Source organism: Endozoicomonas sp. ALC013, assembly GCF_049310205.1.
Taxonomy (GTDB): Bacteria; Pseudomonadota; Gammaproteobacteria; order Pseudomonadales; family Endozoicomonadaceae; genus Endozoicomonas.
This window is the reverse complement of the sequence record NZ_JBLYNS010000018.1, coordinates 1-16332: the sequence shown is the minus strand read 5'-3', so window position 1 is coordinate 16332 and position 16332 is coordinate 1. Positions and strand designations below refer to the sequence as shown.

The window sequence follows — 16332 nt, the reverse complement described above, 5'->3', positions numbered from 1 at the left end:
CTCACTACACCGATCCAACAGCTTTATGGTTCCCGTGCAGACACGGAGATGCTGTAAACACCCGCCAGTCTCACCTGGTCCATGACTTCTACGACAATACCAGATTCGGATTTCTTATCCGCCTGGATTACCACCGCACCTTCCGGGTTTTCTGCCTTCAGCCGCTCAACGTTGGCACGAACCGCACCCACTTCTACCCGACGTTTGTCAATCCACACCGCTCCGGTGTCGCTCACGGCGATCATGATATTGCCTTTTTTCACCACCTGGGCGGAATTGGCCGTAGGCCGGTTAACATCAATACCTGCTTCTTTAATAAACGACGTTGTTACAATGAAAAAGATGAGCATGATAAACACGATGTCCAGCATCGGTGTCATATCAATCCCTGCATCTTCCTGTGCGCCGTTGCTATAGCGTCTTCTCATTATTCTTTCCTCTCACCCGTTGCACTGCCGGGAGCAGTGCAATGGCAATTCAATCAATGCTGCATGGAATCGGCGACTTTATGGCTCACCCGGTCGGCACGCTTCTCAAGCAATGCGCTGAAATAAAGACCGGACAGTGCGGCCACCATTCCTGCCATGGTAGGAATCGTGGCCTTGGAAATACCCGAGGCCATCGCCCTTGGGCTGCCGGTACCGGTGACGGCCAGTACATCAAATACCTGAACCATGCCCACTACTGTTCCCAGCAGTCCTAATAATGGACAAAGGGCGATCAGGGTTTTGATCATGGGCAGCCCCTGCTTTGCACTCAGGGAGACCTCGGAGATCATGGCGGTACGAATATGCCGGGCCTGCCAGGACAACTTGTCCGACCGGTTCTGCCACTTCTCAATGGTTCCCTTAACCAGCTTCGGGCTTTCGAGAAAAAAGAACAGATAACGCTCAATGACCAGCACCCAGAGCATCAGGGTCAGCACAAAGAGCATCATCAGTACATCGCCGCCCATGCCTAAAAAGCGGCGAATGGAGTCAATTTCTTCCAGTAACCAGAGCATGGATTACTCCTTACGCCGGTTCAGCAGCGTTGACGGACACCGTAGTACGAGCATTACGTGCGCCAGTATTCAGGTCCTGCTCCTGATGACGGGCAATAAAACCCGCGCTCTGCTCTTCAAGTACCTGAATCAGACGACGACTCTTGCTATTCACCAGGCTGTGGGTAAACAGGGTCGGAATGGCGACAACCAGGCCCAGCATAGTGGTTACCAGTGCTTCGGAAATACCGTTTGCCATCAGCTTCGGATCACCCGTACCAAACAGGGTAATGGCCTGAAAGGTAGCGATCATACCAACCACGGTTCCCAGCAGGCCCAACAGTGGTGCTACTGAAGCGATCAGTTTGATACCACCCACACCGCGTTCAATGGAAGGCGCTGCACGCATGATGATTTCATCAAGTTTCAACTCGAGGGTTTCAAGGTCGGCATCACGGTTATCCTGATAAGCCTGCATGATGTCACCCAGAGGATTACCTTTGATGACCTGATCGGTTTTCTGCTGTTTGCGAACACCCTGACCAATTCGTGTCAGGTTAATAAAGCAGGCAGCCGCCAGCAGCAGACCAAAGGCACCCAGACCAAGGATGACATAGCCGACAACACCACCCTGATCGATTCGTTCCCCAATACTTGGGCTTTGCACCAGCAGTGAGAGAATCTGACCACGAGATGGGTCTACATAGAACGGTGTATAACCAGTGGCAGAGGCTTCCAGCTCAGCAACGGCAGAGAGAATGCCTGACTGTGGCTGACGGGACAGCTCCTGGAACTTGCCAACGGCTGGAGAGTAAGTCAGGTATTTACCATCGGCGATGGCATTAAAGCTACCGACACGAATGATGTCTTTCTGAGCCTCATCGCCTTCTCCATAAACAACCGTGGCCGACATGTTAACCACACGACCGGATTCCACCATTTCACGGAGTACTTCGTGCCAGAACTGTTCCAGTTTGGCGGTTGTGGGCAGTTTTTTACTTTCGGCCATTTCCGCCATAAAAGTGGTTCTTTCAGGATATTGTGCGGTGATCATGGAGGCTTCAAAGATACCTTTGTTATCACCGGCAAACTGACGCACAACACCGAACAGTTCTTTCAGCTCTCCAGAGCGAATATCCAGCGTATTCTGAGTTTCCTTAAGAACTTTTTCATTGTCGTCCGACTGCTTGAGCAACTGGTCACTCAGGTTTTCCTGGGCCTTAAGCTCCGCTTTAGCTTCCGCCAGCAAACGCTGTTGTGAGTTTTTATCACTTAAGAAGCGTGCTTCACGGGCTTTGTTTTCACGGCTTTCGGTAACGCTGTCTGCCTTGATTTTATTCAAAAGATCCTGCAGCGCAGCAGCACCTTCGCTGGCACCGGCCGAGAATGTCAGGCCAAGCCCCAGGGATACCACCAGTGGTTTTACCACTGCTTTTGTAATAGCGGTAATGTACTTCATTATGCATCCTCCGCAGCGCGTACCGGCAGTTTGATCAGGTTATGGGGTGCCTGTTTGCGGGCAATTTTCAGGCCCTGGTTAACACCGGCACGATAGTTATCCGGAAGAACTTCCCAACTGCGGGTGTCGCTGTTCCACTGACCGGTTTCTTCGCCATCCAGAGATTGGTAAAGCAGCGCCAGCCGACCGATACGGAGGAAGTTGTAGGTACGGGTATCGTCACCTGCGCCGAGGCTGGCCTCATAGGCCTCAATGGTACGACCGAAGTCGTTTTCAATCTGATAGGCTTCAAGAATTTTGCGGTATTTTTCCGAGGTAGTGACGTTAGGGCTATCCATGGTTTCCCGGAGTCGGGCGACACGGTCAGTCCGTTCTTCCAGCTGGAAGGGGACATCCAAAGCAATAAAGTCTTCCAGACCATCCACCATTTTCAACATCAGTGGTGTGATTTCGATATTGGTCTGATCCAGTGTTTCGATCTGGGCCAGCATGGATTCAATTTCTGCTTGCTGGGCATTGACGACTTTTTGCAGTTGGCGGTTATAAACGGTTAATGCCTCAACCTGACGAATGGTGCTTTTGTACTCTGCCAGAAGCTCCTGGGCCTGGTCAGAAAGGGTATTCACCTTCGCTTGGGAGCGCTGGGATGCTTTATCGGTTTTCTGCTGTGTCGTGAGTGCACTGCTCAAAGGGTCCTGGGCAAATGCGGTTGGAATGACTATTGAAGCGGACAACGCAGTGCTGAGTACCAGCGTGCTGCACAGGCTCTTCACCTTATGGGTTGTTTTCTTTTTGTACATGGACTGCCATTTCCCATGATGTTTTTGTTGTTTATCTTTCAGAGGAAAGCTGAACAATTTCCTCTGAAAGGTATGAGCAATAGTGTTGGCGTCCTTTCCATGTCGGAGCATCCAATTCGGGTTTAGATATGCATTCCCACGCGGAGCGTGGGAATGCAATCAGTTACAATTCAGAACTTGTAACTGGCCTCAAGGTAGTATGCCCTACCTACCGGATTATCATAAGTTTCTGCGTAATATGGCGAGGTGCCATCCAGAGGGTCAGCGGGCGGTGTTTTATCAAACAGGTTGGTAATACCCATACCAACCACTGCCTGTTCATTAACACGATACTTAGCCGACAGATTGAATGTAGTCATGCTACTCACTTTGGTTTCATAACCAGCCGACTTGGCCGCTTCACAGTCAGTAAAGTAATAATCATTAGCAAAATCTGAGCAATAAGAGTCGCGATACTTCACAAAGAGATTTGAAGACAGCTTGTCATACTCCCAACCCAAATTAACCGATGCCTGAATACCTGGCTCATGGTCTGTGACATCTTTCACCGGATCAGTATCAGATGTTTGAGTTTCACGCTTTATTAAATAGGTAGTGGCAAACTCTGTTGAGAACAAACCAAAGCTGGTTTCAGGGAACCGGTACCGAACACTGAGGTCTATTCCTTCAACATTTTCACCTGCCTGATTGACAGGACCATAGATAACTTTATCAATGGTGCCATCGCCTTTACGGATTACCTGAGTACCTGCATAGCGGCTCGGGTCAGCAATAATACGCCCCAGATCAGGAGTAACAACCAGATCAGTCAACTTAACTTTGTACCAATCAGCCGTTACCGTCAGATCATCCATAGCTTCCCAAACAATACCGAAGGAATAGTTTGTTCCTTTTTCTTCTTCAAGCTCTTTATTCGCACCAACTTCAGTATCAAAATATTGAGTACCGCAAGCCTCCACTATCTCTGCGGGCGTGCCACCAGAAGACTTCGTTGCTTCACAGTAGGTTGGATCAGAAGAATTGTTAAATCCTTTTGTCGTGCCACCAAACAAACGCTGCATGTCGGGGGCTCTGAAACTTTTACCGACCCCACCCCGGACCAGCAACACATCTGCTGGACGATAGGCAAAAGAAGCTTTCGGCGTGAATGCTGATCCGGTTTTTGAGTCATCATTGTAATCATCAAAACGACCGGCAAGGGTAACTTCCAAATCCTCAACAACTGGAACCATCACCTCACCACCAACACCATATTGGGTTCTTTCACCACCGCCTGAGGTACCACCTTTACCTACATAGATGCCATCAAGGGTGCCTTGATCCCTGACATCCTCATACTCAGTGCGGTTAATTTCCGCAAAGGTAGCAAAAGCAGCAGTTCCGGAAGGCAGCTCCATCAGGTCACCAGAAAAAGACCCTGTCCAGCTGATGATGGAAGATTCTGAGTCAATTTTAGAAGTACCTCGGGCTGCATCAACAACACTTTGAGGAATCTCTTCCAGAAGATTCAACGTTCTAGCCTTCACCATATCATCGATGGTTTTCTGGATAATTTCTTCGCTTGTTACATCCATTGTCTGGATGGTATAACCAATGGTAGTTTCCCAGTCATACTGATCATTAAACAGGCCATTGACTCCAGCCATGGCTCCAAGATACTGGCTTTCACCGCCACTGGACCGCTCTCCAAACTCCACCATTCGGCGAGTAAATTCTCCTTTCTGAGCGCCTGGAGTGCCAAAGGTTGGATTACCTGGATCGGTAGCTGAAAGTTCAACGTCGTAGGCATTTGGCTCAAAATAAGCCAAGGTCTCTTTCTGACCAAACCTCAGACGGGAAAATGCGGTCATATCATCAGAAAGGTCATACTCAAAGTTCGCCATCAAATCGAAACTTTCATTTTCCGGCTTGAGAGTCCTATGGGCTGAACGGTTATAGCCACACTTCCCATCAGATCGAAGTACAGCATTTTTACCAAGCAGGCCTTCGCAATCAGCAGGTATAGTCACTGTTTTATCCGCTGCTTGAAAAGAAGCACCGTATGAACTATAAGCAGAAAACTGACTGCGATCGCTATCATCATTATTTGCCCAGTCACGATCGGCATTACGAAGCATTTCATTGTTTTGGAATTGGGCGATAAACGTTACCCTGGATCTTTCGCCAGCTGTACCGGCCAAAACTTCAAGCCTGTTATTCTGGTAACCACCTTCATGTGCGTCACCAGTGCGAAGCTTCACTTCAGCCCCTTCATAATCCTTCTTCAGAATTACGTTAACAACACCACTCATTGCATCAGAGCCATAGATAGCAGAAGCACCATCTGTCAGTACTTCGATACGCTCCACTGCCGCAATAGGAATTTGTCCTATGTCGGTGAAATTTTCAGCACCGCCAGCACCAAGGGGGAACATGGGAAGACGTTTACCATCAATCAAAATGAGGCTTCGACCAACACCCAAGCCCCTCAAATTTACCGCTTGCGCTGTTGGGGTAAAGCTAAAACTGTTTTGTTGATTTAATGAACCACCCGTATTTTGATTCAATGAATTCAGTGCTTCAAAAATATCGGTATAACCTCTGCTTTCAATATCTTCAGCAGAGATAACCACTACAGGAGATGGACCCTCAACATCCACCCGAGAAATCCGCGACCCGGTCACCTGGATTTTCTCCAGTTTTTCAACCGAATCCTCATTAGAATATGCTGCCGTTGAGACAAACGAAGACCCTAAAGCGACAGCAACTGCTGTACTCAACACCGTCCTTCTGAACATTATTTTTCCTTGCTCACTTGTTGTGTTTATTATGGCCAGCCTGAGCTTTTGGCTCCTTGCCTGTACACCGCCGTGGCGGGCTACGCTCTTACTACTTCCATCCCCGATGGAGACATCCCCTTGTAGCTCCCCTGTGCTGATCCGGTTATTAGCCTTCACCACACTATTGGCTTATCACCAATTTATACTGCAATTGTCGGTTAGACATTGATGCAGTCATACCTGTAATGCTTTCACATCCATAAACGCGACAATGCAATCATCATTCCAATTTTTACGTCACTCGCAAACACAAGGATTAAAAAACAGAAACAAATTATACTTACATGGCCGTACGTATATTTCATTTTTGTGACAGGTAAGCGCACTGTAAGTTTTTTTAAAGAGAAAAATCAACCAAACAACACAAAAAAATAGGTATTTTCACCTACCGGCCTCACAAAAAGGGTATTTTACTAGCCAATTGCAGATAACAAAGGCTTTTACTCTGCAATTTTTTTCCACCATCCTCTGTCAGTCATCTTTTCTATTTTGCACCATATTGGTGCCTTTTGCTTTTTGATCGCACCACTAAACGTCATGAGACGTATTGTTAATTGACAGGTGACGAGGTAAGGATAAATACGTACAATTCTTTAGCGACTGATCAGCCAACACCTTGGCTATCTCTGAAAAATGTATGCGTCTCTGGCTCAACATCTGCTTGACGCATGGCGAACAGCAGCCCACTGGCTCTGACCACCGATAACAATAAAGAGAACAATCATGCCGCAAAGCCCCACTTCAAAGTGGGCCGCTATTCTGACTGCAACTCTAGTGCTTTCGGGATGCTCAGGCCCCTGGAATGACCCGAATCCACCGGTGGATTCAGAAGACGTTACCTACTTTGGCAGTTTCATTACCCGTCCCAAACATCTGGACCCGGTCCGTTCTTACAGTTCGGAGGAAAAGCTGTTTATTGACCAGATTTATGAGCCACCACTGCAATACCACTTCCTCAAGCGTCCTTATGAGTTGGAGCCCGCTACTGCTGCATCAATGCCGACGCTGGAGTTGCTTGACGAGAATTTAAATCCGGTATCTGAAGACAGTCAGGATGATGTTGCATTCAGCCTAATTACCATACGACTCAAGCCAGGTACCATGTATCAGCCCCACCCTGCACTTGCAGAAGACGATCAGGGCAAACCGGTTTACCTGTTTAATTCTGCGGAAGAAAGTGAACAGTACAAGCAGCTGAGCGACTTTCCCGCCACCGGTACCCGGGAACTGAAAGCAGACGATTACATCTATCAGATCAAACGGATGGCTGACCCGGTCAACAAATCACCGCTGCTTGGTTTGATGACCGATTACATTGTCGGCATGAAAGATTTTGGTGCATGGGCCAAAGAGAACCGACAGGAAGAAGCGTGGCTGGACCTTCGCGCTCACCCCATGGAAGGACTGACCAGGGTGGATGACTATACGTTCTCCATTCGCATTGAAGGCATTTATCCGCAGTTTCAATACTGGCTTGCCATGCCTTTCTTTGCGCCTGTCCCCTGGGAAGCCGACCGCTTTTACCACAACCCCGGATTTCCAGATCGTAACCTGACGCTGGACTGGAACCCTATTGGTACCGGTGCCTTTATGATGACGGTGAACTCACCCAATCGTGAAATCGTTCTGGAGAGAAACCCGAATTTCCGACAAGAACTCTACCCTTCTGATGGTTCGGTCGATGATCAGAAAAAAGGCTACCTGGCCGATGCTGGGAAGCCACTGCCGTTTATTGACAAAGCCATTTTCCGCTATGAAAAAGCGGCCACCTCCATGTGGAGTAAGTTCACTCAAGGTTACTACGACCGTTCCGGTGATGGTGACCCCAACATCAATACGGCCACTTTTGACCAGGCGTTTACTGTCGGCCCGGGTGGACTCGAGCTGACCCCGGAACTGGAAACACGCAATATTATTGTTGATGAAGAAATCCGCCCCTCGCTCTTCTACACCGGCTTTAATATGGTCGATCCTGTCGTTGGCGGATATACAGAAGATAAGCGCAAGCTTCGTCAGGCCATCAGCATCGTGTATAACGATCAGGAGTACATCGATATTTTCCGCAATGGTATAGGACAGGTAGCCCAGGGCCCCATCCCACCGGGCTTATATGGTTATGCCGAAGGAGAAGCGGCAACGAACGCCTATATCTTTGACTGGGACCCGGCAACCAAAACACCCAAAAGAAAATCCATTGAGTACGCCAGGCAATTACTGGCTGAGGCGGGATACCCCAATGGACGACACCACGAAACCGGCAAGCCGTTGATCCTCTATATGGATACCACCTCTGCGGACAGCAGCCCAAGAGCGGACTGGATCAAAAAACAGCTGGACAGGATTGGCGTACAACTTGAGTTCCGCACCACCGACTACCCGCGCTTCAAAGAAAAAATGCGCCAGGGTAATACCCAGATGTTCGGCTGGGGATGGCTGGCTGACTACCCGGACCCTGAAAACTTCCTGTTTCTTCTGGACAGTCGTCAGGGCCTGGTGAAATGTCAGTGTGCCGGCAGTAATTCTACCAACTATGACAACCCTGATTTTGATCGCTTATACGACAAAGTAAAAACACTGGCCAATGGACCGGAACGACTGGCTGCTATTAACCAGATGGTGGCCATTGTTCAGAAAGATAGCCCATGGATCTGGGGTTTTAATAACAAGGAGTATTACCTCTCTAACCAGTGGGTATACAACACCAAGCGCCATGGTATTAGCCAGGGTACGCTGAAATACGTTCGAGTCGATCCTGCGCTCAGGGAACAAAAACAGAAAGAGTGGAACCAACCCATTGTCTGGCCACTGATGGCCAGTATCGGCTTGTTATTCCTTTTGGTTGTTCCTGGTATCAGGGCTTATCGCCGCAGGCAGAAACTGACGATTGATGCTTCGTAGAGATAAAAATATGTTTTCCTACATAATTAGAAGACTGTGCTACGCCATTCCAATTTTGATTGGCGTAAATCTGCTGACGTTTGTTTTATTTTTTATCGTCAACACGCCTGAAGATATGGCAACGGCTCATCTTGGGGATAAGTACGTAACCGAAGACGCGGTGCAGGCATGGATCGCTGAAAAAGGGTATGACCAACCCCTTTTCTTAAACGGTGATGCCGATGGACTGGGAATACTCACAGACACCATCTTTTTTAACAAGTCGTTAAAACTGTTTGCTTTCGATTTTGGCACTTCCGATGCCGGCAGAAGTATTCAGTCCGACGTTCTGGATCGCATGGGACCAAGCCTGGCACTGGCTCTTCCTACCTTCTTTATTGGGATTTTTGTCAACATCTCGGTGGCTCTGATGGTATTGATGTTCCGTGGCAGCAGCCTGGACCGTTTTGCGGTGGTGGTCTTTGTTACCCTGATGTCCATCTCCTATCTGTTCTATATCATTTTCGGCCAGTACTACATGGCGAAAATGTCCCGTCTGTTCCCGGTATCCGGATTCAATGACGGTATAGACGGCTGGCGTTTCCTGATACTGCCCATTGTGATTGGTGTCATTTCCGGTATTGGTGCCAGCGCCCGGTGGTACCGCTCGCTGTTTATCGAAGTAGCCGGACAGGATTTTTCCAGAACAGCCCGAGCCAAAGGCGTCAGCGAGGCGGGCGTGCTGTTCCGGCATATTTTGCCCAATACCATGCTGCCAATTCTCACCGGGGTGGTGGTTGTGATTCCAGTGTTGTTTATGGGCAGCCTGGTGATGGAGTCATTTTTCAGTATTCCGGGCCTTGGCAGCTACCTGCTGGACGCTATTCGTGCGCAGGATTTTGCCATTGTCAGAGCGATGGTCTTTCTCGGCTCTGTTCTTTACATCATTGGTTTGATTCTGACCGATATTTCGTACACCTGGGCAGATCCCCGGGTCCGATTGAGCTAAACAGCGAGGGACGTAATTATGGATTTCGAAATCGGACCCGGCCTGTTTGGTGAAGGCTTTATGTGGACCATTTTATGGAGTGATGCGCTGATCTTTTTGCTGGTCGGTGCAATCTCCCTGTTTGTCGCCTCCTTTCGGCGCAACCCCCAAAACATGGAACGCTGGCGACAGGTGTTCGCCACCAGACTGGGCATGGCAACCTTTGTTATCATCATGTCCTATGTGATGATTGCCTTGGTGGACTCAGTCCATTTCCGTAAAGCACTGCCTGCTGCGGAGGGTCAAAGCAGCGAACAGGTGTTTTACAGCAATGATGTGCATAGCCTGCTGGATCTTGCCCTCGGTGAGATGGGTGAACGACCTGAGCGTACCTACTCCGCACCTTTTGCCCTGAAATCATGGAATAAGGAAAACCTGTTACTGCCGGATGGAGAGCGGGTTCGGGATTACCCGGAGCTGGCCTATGGCGGTGCGCATTTGGCAAGCCCGGAATCATTTGTTAAAGATATTGCTATTAAGTCACTGGTCGGAATTGGCAAAGGCCTGGCCGTTGCCCTGGCACTGATCGGCCTTCATGCCCTCTGGTTGCGTAGAAGCCAGTCTGCCGGTGTTGGTGATATAAGCCCTCTGCCCTGGAAGTCAGCCTGGATTACCTTTGCCATTATCATGGCAGTGCTTGGCTGGTTGATCACCCTGGGCAATCTATATCATGTTCTGGGTACTGATCAGGCCGGAAACGACACGCTCTTTGAAAGCCTGAAAGGCATTCGGACCGGCGTATTGATTGGCACACTGGCTACCCTGATCACCATGCCTGTGGCTATCAGCCTGGGGCTGGCAGCCGGTTACTTCAGGGGCTGGATTGATGATGTCGTGCAATATATTTACACGACGCTTATCTCTATTCCCGGTTTGCTATTGATCGCAGCCTCCGTTCTGCTGTTCCAGGTCTGGATCAATAATAATCCACAGTTCTTTGAGATTGGCCTGGAAAAAGCCGATGCCAGGTTCCTGGCTCTGTGCTTTATTCTGGGCATCACCAGCTGGACAACCCTCTGTCGTCTGCTGCGGGCAGAAACTCTGAAGATCAGTCAGCTTGACTACGTTCAGGCTGCACATGCTTTTGGTGTAAGCCATTTCCAGATTATCAAACGGCATATCCTGCCCAACCTCAGCCATATCATTATGATCTCCTTCGTACTGGACTTCAGCGGTCTTGTACTGGCGGAAGCGGTTCTTGCCTACATTGGTGTCGGTATCGATCCTGCCATGGCCAGCTGGGGCAATATGATCAATATGGCCAGTACGGAACTGTCCCGTGAACCATCTATCTGGTGGAATCTGTGCGGAGCTTTCTTCCTGATGTTTACCCTGGTGCTGTCCGTCAACCTGTTCTCTGACCTGGTGCGCGACGCGTTTGACCCAAAAACCAAACTGGAGACGGCATGATGACGGTAACAATGACTGAAGCACGATCCACTGCCTACGTTCAAACGGCCACCAGTGAACTCACTATAAAAAAGCAAACAGTCGATAAATCGCTGGCGCTTTCCGTCAGCAACCTGAACGTTCGCTTGCGTCATAAGCCATATACGACCATTTTGAAGGATGTCAGCTTTGACCTGAAAAAAGGTGAAGTGTATGCACTGGTTGGCGAATCCGGCAGTGGCAAATCCATAACGTCCCTGTCCATTCTGCGACTACTGCCGGATGCACTGACCATTACCAGGGGTAAAATCGCCTTGCCTGAAACCAGCCTGTTCGCTTTAACGGAACAGGAAATGGGCGGTATACGCGGCAAAAAGATCGCCATGATTTTTCAGGATGCACTGACTGCCTTGAACCCGGTACAGACCGTTGGGGCTCAGATTGCAGAGACCTTGAAGATTCATACCTCGCTGAATTCTTCAGAAATCCGTGAGCGGACGGTTGAACTGTTTCGGGAAGTAGGCTTGCCTGACCCGGAGAAGCGGGTTGACTGGTATCCCCACCAAATGTCCGGTGGTCAGCAACAGCGTGTGATGATTGCCATGGCTTTGGCCTGTGAACCCGATATTCTCCTGGCGGACGAGCCAACCACCGCTCTTGATGTGACGATTCAGAAACAGATTCTGGAACTGATTAAAACGCTGACCGTAAAGCGAAAACTGGCCGTTCTGCTGATCACCCACGATATGGGGGTTGTTCGCCAGACTGCTGATCGGGTCGGCGTTATGTACCAGGGAGAGATCATTGAACAGAATGTTTGTGAAGCCTTTTTTGCCGATCCAAAAGAAGCCTATAGCCGACAGCTGATTGATAGTCTTCCGGATATGGACGAGTACCGTTCACTGGAAAAAGAAGCGTCCCTGTTAACCGTGGAAGACCTGACAATCCACTTCCCGGTGCGCAAAGGATTATTTCAGCGGGTACACAGCTACACCAAAGCCGTTGATGGCATCAGTTTTGCCATTGGCAAAGGGGAGACTCTGGCCCTGGTTGGTGAATCCGGGTGTGGTAAGTCCACAACGGGGCGTGCCATTCTTAACCTTGAGAAAGCCACTGCCGGCAACATCTGGTACAACAGCCTTTGTGTCAATCAGCTAACCCGCCGGGAAATGCTGCCGCTGCGCAAGAAGATTCAGGTTATTTTCCAGAACCCGTTCTCTTCCATGAACCCACGCATGACCGTTGGGGATATTATTGAAGAGGGAATGGTCAGCCTTGGTCTTGAACTTTCTAAAGAGGAGCGGATTCAGCGCATTGAATCCCTGCTTGCCCGAGTAAGGCTTGAGCCTGAGCATCGTCACCGCTACCCACATGAGTTTTCAGGGGGTCAACGACAGCGTATTGCCATTGCCCGGGCCCTGGCCGTAGAGCCGGATCTGATTATCTGTGACGAACCCACCAGCGCCCTGGATGTTTCCATTCGGGCTGAAGTACTGGACTTGCTGTTAGAGCTTCAGAGGGAGTTACAGGTATCCTATCTGTTCATCACCCACGATCTTTCCATTATCCCTCACATCGCCCATCGCGTTGCGGTCATGCAGGGTGGCAAGATTGTTGAACAGGGTCTGACTGAACAGGTTTTGACTCAGCCACAACATGAATACACAAAAATGTTGCTGGATGCGGTTCCTTCGGCCCATTGAATTGAGAGTGAAGTTGGTGTGCGTTCCCACCGCTCCGAGTGGGAACCAGAACACCTCAGACAATTATTTCTTGCTCTCTTACCCGCGCCTTCCCGTATTTTTTTATTAATGACCTGAATTGGTCATAACTTAAACCCAACATTTCTGCTGCCGCTTTTTGATTATGCCGGCAGTTTTCCATGGCATGATGGACAAACGAGCGCTCTGTCTCTGCCAGGACACCCTTCAATTCTACGACCTGCCCATCTCTCATCTGCTCAAGCCATAATTCCAGCTGTCCAGTTTTATTGGTTACATCAATATCAGAAGAAGAACTTCGATATTCTTCTTTGGATGTCTTTACGTCTGGCTCGTTCGATGATTTTAATCCGGAAAGCCATGGGGAACTGAATGGGTCAAGCACAATGTCCTCAATGGGTTCACCCGGGATGCTATGACATACACTGCGCTCAACAACATTCTTGAGTTCCCGGACATTGCCAGGCCACTGATAGTTATTCAGCGTTTCAATCGCTGAGCCTGAAAAGCCTGCAAAGCCTATGTCGTCTTCTATCTCTCCCAACTCGTGAGAAATTCGCACAGCAAAATGATTGGCAAGTAACAGGACATCTTCCTGTCTGGCTCGCAGAGGAGGGATAGCCACCACATCAAACGCCAGTCGATCCAGAAGGTCTTCCCTGAAGCGTCCTTCTCTTGCAAGCTGAGGTAAGTTTTCATTGGTTGCAGCCACCACCCTCACATCAACCTGCACTGGCCTGGAGCTGCCAACCCGGTATAACTCACCATACTCCACAACCCTTAGCAGTTTTTCCTGCAGCCTTGGCCCCATGGTCGCCAACTCATCGAGAAAAAGAGTCCCTCCATCAGCCGCTTGAAAAAGACCCGTTCTCGCCTGTCGTGCACCGGTGAATGAACCGGCCACATGGCCAAACAGTTCTGAATCCAGAAGTTCATCATTGAATGCGGCGCAGTTAAGCTTAACAAGATTCTGTTGCCATCGTGGTGACAGATAATGCAAACGACTTGCGACCTCTTCCTTACCCGTTCCCCGCTCTCCCATCACTAATACCGGACGCTCATGGCGAGCATAGCGGGAAATTGACTCAAGCATCTCAAGAAATGCAGGCGATGAGCCGATCAAAGTCTTCTTCCTGGAGGAAATGATGTCGGGCATTGTTTTTGTTATTCGAAAGCTATGCGATTTAAACCATTGTCTGGTCTATCAAACCACATAGTGGCCAAAAAGACCACGGTCAAAAACTGTCAGCTCTAAACAGAAATTTAATAACTCTTTAATAAACAGCAGGTTATTGTAACTTGTCAGGTTGGCACAGTTTCTGACCTGTTAAATGGCAAGTAAATAGTTAATGAAAGGAATTCTAAACATGAAAGCACTGCTTCAATCTGTTATTGTCTCACTTGGTTTGATTAGCACAGTTGCTCTTGCCGATGAGCTGCCACTGTGGTCAGAAATGATTTCTGACACTGAAATGAAAGCACTGCAAACGGAAGCCATGGAGCAAATAGAACAGGAACTGATGAAAGAGCTGCCAGCAGATCTCGCCAGACATCACCAGTTGATTAATGAGCACCTCTTTGATCAGCAGCCATTAAATGAGACCGTTCAGCAAAATGACAACAACAGCCATTTAAACAAGAAAAAAGACGACAAGCTCATTATTAATTTTTTGAAAATCAACCCGAATCAGGGAGCGCAGTCATGAGTATTTTTTCCCGTCTCAGTGACATCCTGAATGCAAATATCACCGCTCTGCTGGATAAGGCAGAAGATCCTGAAAAAATGGCTCGCCTGATGCTTCAGGAAATGGAAGAAACCCTGGTTGAAGTGCGCTCCGATGCCGCAGGTCTGATCGCCGATAAAAAAGATATCGAACGACAGCTGGCGAACAGATTGAGCAATATTGAAGAGTGGACCGCCAAAGCCAGACTGGCACTTGAGCATAGCCGTGAAGACCTTGCCCGCCATGCTCTGGCAGAAAAGCAAAGATTGCTGTCAGAATCCCGGGAAAAAGAACAGTATCTGGCAGAAATGGAACAGCAGCTTGGCCGCCATGATGAAGACATACAGCGTCTTCAAAATGCCATGAAGGTAGCTCGCAAACGTCTTGAGTCTCTGCGCCTCAGAAGGCAGGTGAGCCAGAATCGTCTGAAAATGCGGGAGAGCACCCGGGAAAAGGCCCGGTTGCGTCAGGAAGCCAGGTTCGAAGAGATGGAAAGGGATCTGGATGCATTGGATAGCCAGTTAGAAGCTGAAGGTCTTGGTACTTCAGAACTTGAGCAGGAATTCCAGAATCTGGAAATGAACAGTGCAGTGGAACAAGAACTTGCCTCTCTAAAAGCATCTCTGTCCACAGAAAATCCTGAAAAAGCCGTTTGATAATGGTTAAAACAACAATACTGAATTGATCCAAAAAGGGAGTCACAATACCTATGGAATATGTCATCGACGGCATTGTCCCTATCAGTGCCATTCTGATTTTATTCCTGTTCCTGCCCTGGCTGGTCTTCCACTACCTGACACAATTGCGTCAGGCCAGACAGTTGGATGAAGATTCTCAGGAGCTTTTTGAAGCCACTGTACACCGGGTAGAAGTCATGGAAGAACGAGTTCATGTTCTGGAGCGTATTCTGGACAATGAAGTTCCGGGCTGGAGGACTCGTCAATGAGAGTGATCAGAAAAATTTTCACTCAGCAAAAGGAAGGTGAAGCCTCTCCCGCTATCATGGGCGTGTGCAGCTATATTGCCAACCGATTTCATCTGGATGTTCTTGCCGTTCGCCTGAGTGCAGCAGGTATTGCTTATTTCACGTCAACCTCTCGCGCCATCCTTGCCTATATTGCCATTGGTGTTGTCCTCAGCATTAGCTCAGGAAAAGACACTTATCGAGGGCGTCGGATCAAGAAAATAGAAGTAGATGTAAACTCTGAGTCGGCAGAACAAAACGACGATGTCCTTATTAATGATAAAGAAGCAGCGCCTGGACTGTCTAAAACCTCTGTCAGTCAACTGGCCCGTAAAGTAACAAGACTGGAAAGTCGTCTGTCCCGAGTCGAGGACAGCGTAACGTCAAATCATTTGAAATTCGCTCGTGAGTTTCGAGATCTGCAATCTTCAGAAAAACCTGCCAGGCAAGAATCATAACCTCCCCCCCTGCTGATCAAGACAGATTGCAATACATATTCATATCTGTTCTTATTGGCAAGTTGTTTGCTAACACAATAAAAACGACTTC

The 16332-nt window shown here is 48.8% G+C and carries 14 protein-coding genes; 8 read left to right on the top strand and 6 right to left on the bottom strand.

Features of this window, described 5'->3' with window-relative positions:
• Window positions 1-23: 23 nt before the first annotated feature.
• From ACO6V1_RS05770 to ACO6V1_RS05750, 5 genes are all read right to left on the bottom strand, one after another.
• Window positions 24-428, bottom strand: coding sequence for an ExbD/TolR family protein (locus ACO6V1_RS05770; RefSeq protein WP_101746723.1), 405 nt, complete (start codon window positions 426-428; stop codon window positions 24-26).
• Window positions 429-481: 53 nt separating this feature from the next.
• Window positions 482-1003: a MotA/TolQ/ExbB proton channel family protein gene (locus ACO6V1_RS05765; protein WP_101746722.1), complete on the bottom strand. Its 522-nt coding sequence runs from the start codon at window positions 1001-1003 to the stop codon at window positions 482-484.
• Window positions 1004-1013: 10 nt separating this feature from the next.
• On the bottom strand, window positions 1014-2441 hold the full coding sequence (locus tag ACO6V1_RS05760) for a MotA/TolQ/ExbB proton channel family protein (RefSeq protein ID WP_422466143.1): 1428 nt from the start codon (window positions 2439-2441) through the stop codon (window positions 1014-1016).
• Complete coding sequence (locus ACO6V1_RS05755) at window positions 2441-3241, bottom strand: DUF3450 domain-containing protein (protein WP_422466141.1); 801 nt, start codon at window positions 3239-3241, stop codon at window positions 2441-2443. Before ACO6V1_RS05755 ends, ACO6V1_RS05760 begins: the two co-directional genes overlap by 1 nt.
• Before the next feature lie 170 nt (window positions 3242-3411).
• Window positions 3412-6018, bottom strand: a complete 2607-nt coding sequence (locus ACO6V1_RS05750) for a TonB-dependent receptor (protein WP_422466139.1) — start codon at window positions 6016-6018, stop codon at window positions 3412-3414.
• A 765-nt stretch (window positions 6019-6783) separates the two neighbouring features.
• Between ACO6V1_RS05750 and ACO6V1_RS05745 the strand changes: the two genes are divergently transcribed.
• Genes ACO6V1_RS05745 through ACO6V1_RS05730 form a run of 4 tightly spaced genes read left to right on the top strand, consistent with a single transcriptional unit; the run spans window position 6784 to window position 13077 of the window.
• Complete coding sequence (locus ACO6V1_RS05745) at window positions 6784-8958, top strand: ABC transporter substrate-binding protein (RefSeq protein WP_422466137.1); 2175 nt, start codon at window positions 6784-6786, stop codon at window positions 8956-8958.
• A complete protein-coding gene (locus ACO6V1_RS05740; protein ID WP_422466166.1) occupies window positions 8948-9946 on the top strand; it encodes an ABC transporter permease in 999 nt (332 codons plus the stop codon). Before ACO6V1_RS05745 ends, ACO6V1_RS05740 begins: the two co-directional genes overlap by 11 nt.
• An 18-nt stretch (window positions 9947-9964) precedes the next feature.
• Window positions 9965-11395 carry an ABC transporter permease gene (locus ACO6V1_RS05735; protein WP_422462401.1) on the top strand — a complete coding sequence of 477 codons (1431 nt, stop codon included), beginning with the start codon at window positions 9965-9967 and terminating at the stop codon, window positions 11393-11395.
• Window positions 11392-13077, top strand: coding sequence for an ABC transporter ATP-binding protein (locus tag ACO6V1_RS05730; RefSeq protein ID WP_422462403.1), 1686 nt, complete (start codon window positions 11392-11394; stop codon window positions 13075-13077). Before ACO6V1_RS05735 ends, ACO6V1_RS05730 begins: the two co-directional genes overlap by 4 nt.
• Before the next feature lie 55 nt (window positions 13078-13132).
• On the opposite strand, the gene pspF is transcribed toward ACO6V1_RS05730, so the two are convergent.
• Complete coding sequence (gene pspF / locus ACO6V1_RS05725) at window positions 13133-14218, bottom strand: phage shock protein operon transcriptional activator (RefSeq protein ID WP_422466135.1); 1086 nt, start codon at window positions 14216-14218, stop codon at window positions 13133-13135.
• A 244-nt stretch (window positions 14219-14462) separates the two neighbouring features.
• Here pspF and ACO6V1_RS05720 point away from each other — a divergent pair, with 244 nt between their 5' ends.
• The 4 genes from ACO6V1_RS05720 to ACO6V1_RS05705 are packed head-to-tail and all read left to right on the top strand — an operon-like array spanning window position 14463 to window position 16241.
• Window positions 14463-14801 (top strand): hypothetical protein, encoded by a 339-nt coding sequence (locus ACO6V1_RS05720; RefSeq protein ID WP_422466133.1) that lies wholly within the window; start codon window positions 14463-14465, stop codon window positions 14799-14801.
• Window positions 14798-15475, top strand: a complete 678-nt coding sequence (locus ACO6V1_RS05715) for a PspA/IM30 family protein (protein WP_422466131.1) — start codon at window positions 14798-14800, stop codon at window positions 15473-15475. The genes ACO6V1_RS05720 and ACO6V1_RS05715 overlap by 4 nt, the downstream gene beginning before the upstream one ends.
• Before the next feature lie 53 nt (window positions 15476-15528).
• Window positions 15529-15765 (top strand): envelope stress response membrane protein PspB, encoded by a 237-nt coding sequence (pspB, locus tag ACO6V1_RS05710; protein ID WP_101746715.1) that lies wholly within the window; start codon window positions 15529-15531, stop codon window positions 15763-15765.
• Between the two features lie 2 nt (window positions 15766-15767).
• Window positions 15768-16241: a hypothetical protein gene (locus ACO6V1_RS05705; RefSeq protein ID WP_422466129.1), complete on the top strand. Its 474-nt coding sequence runs from the start codon at window positions 15768-15770 to the stop codon at window positions 16239-16241.
• Window positions 16242-16332: the final 91 nt, after the last annotated feature.

Bases quoted from the DNA above. Each gene is read 5' to 3' on its own strand.
- ACO6V1_RS05755 (WP_422466141.1), bottom strand. From the start codon at position 3,241: ATGTACAAAAAGAAAACAACCCATAAGGTGAAGAGCCTGTGCAGCACG.
- ACO6V1_RS05735 (WP_422462401.1), top strand. From the start codon at position 9,965: ATGGATTTCGAAATCGGACCCGGCCTGTTTGGTGAAGGCTTTATGTGG.
- ACO6V1_RS05745 (WP_422466137.1), top strand. From the start codon at position 6,784: ATGCCGCAAAGCCCCACTTCAAAGTGGGCCGCTATTCTGACTGCAACT.
- ACO6V1_RS05715 (WP_422466131.1), top strand. From the start codon at position 14,798: ATGAGTATTTTTTCCCGTCTCAGTGACATCCTGAATGCAAATATCACC.
- ACO6V1_RS05720 (WP_422466133.1), top strand. From the start codon at position 14,463: ATGAAAGCACTGCTTCAATCTGTTATTGTCTCACTTGGTTTGATTAGC.
- pspB (WP_101746715.1), top strand. From the start codon at position 15,529: ATGGAATATGTCATCGACGGCATTGTCCCTATCAGTGCCATTCTGATT.
- ACO6V1_RS05740 (WP_422466166.1), top strand. From the start codon at position 8,948: ATGCTTCGTAGAGATAAAAATATGTTTTCCTACATAATTAGAAGACTG.
- ACO6V1_RS05770 (WP_101746723.1), bottom strand. From the start codon at position 428: ATGAGAAGACGCTATAGCAACGGCGCACAGGAAGATGCAGGGATTGAT.
- ACO6V1_RS05730 (WP_422462403.1), top strand. From the start codon at position 11,392: ATGATGACGGTAACAATGACTGAAGCACGATCCACTGCCTACGTTCAA.
- ACO6V1_RS05765 (WP_101746722.1), bottom strand. From the start codon at position 1,003: ATGCTCTGGTTACTGGAAGAAATTGACTCCATTCGCCGCTTTTTAGGC.
- ACO6V1_RS05760 (WP_422466143.1), bottom strand. From the start codon at position 2,441: ATGAAGTACATTACCGCTATTACAAAAGCAGTGGTAAAACCACTGGTG.
- ACO6V1_RS05750 (WP_422466139.1), bottom strand. From the start codon at position 6,018: ATGTTCAGAAGGACGGTGTTGAGTACAGCAGTTGCTGTCGCTTTAGGG.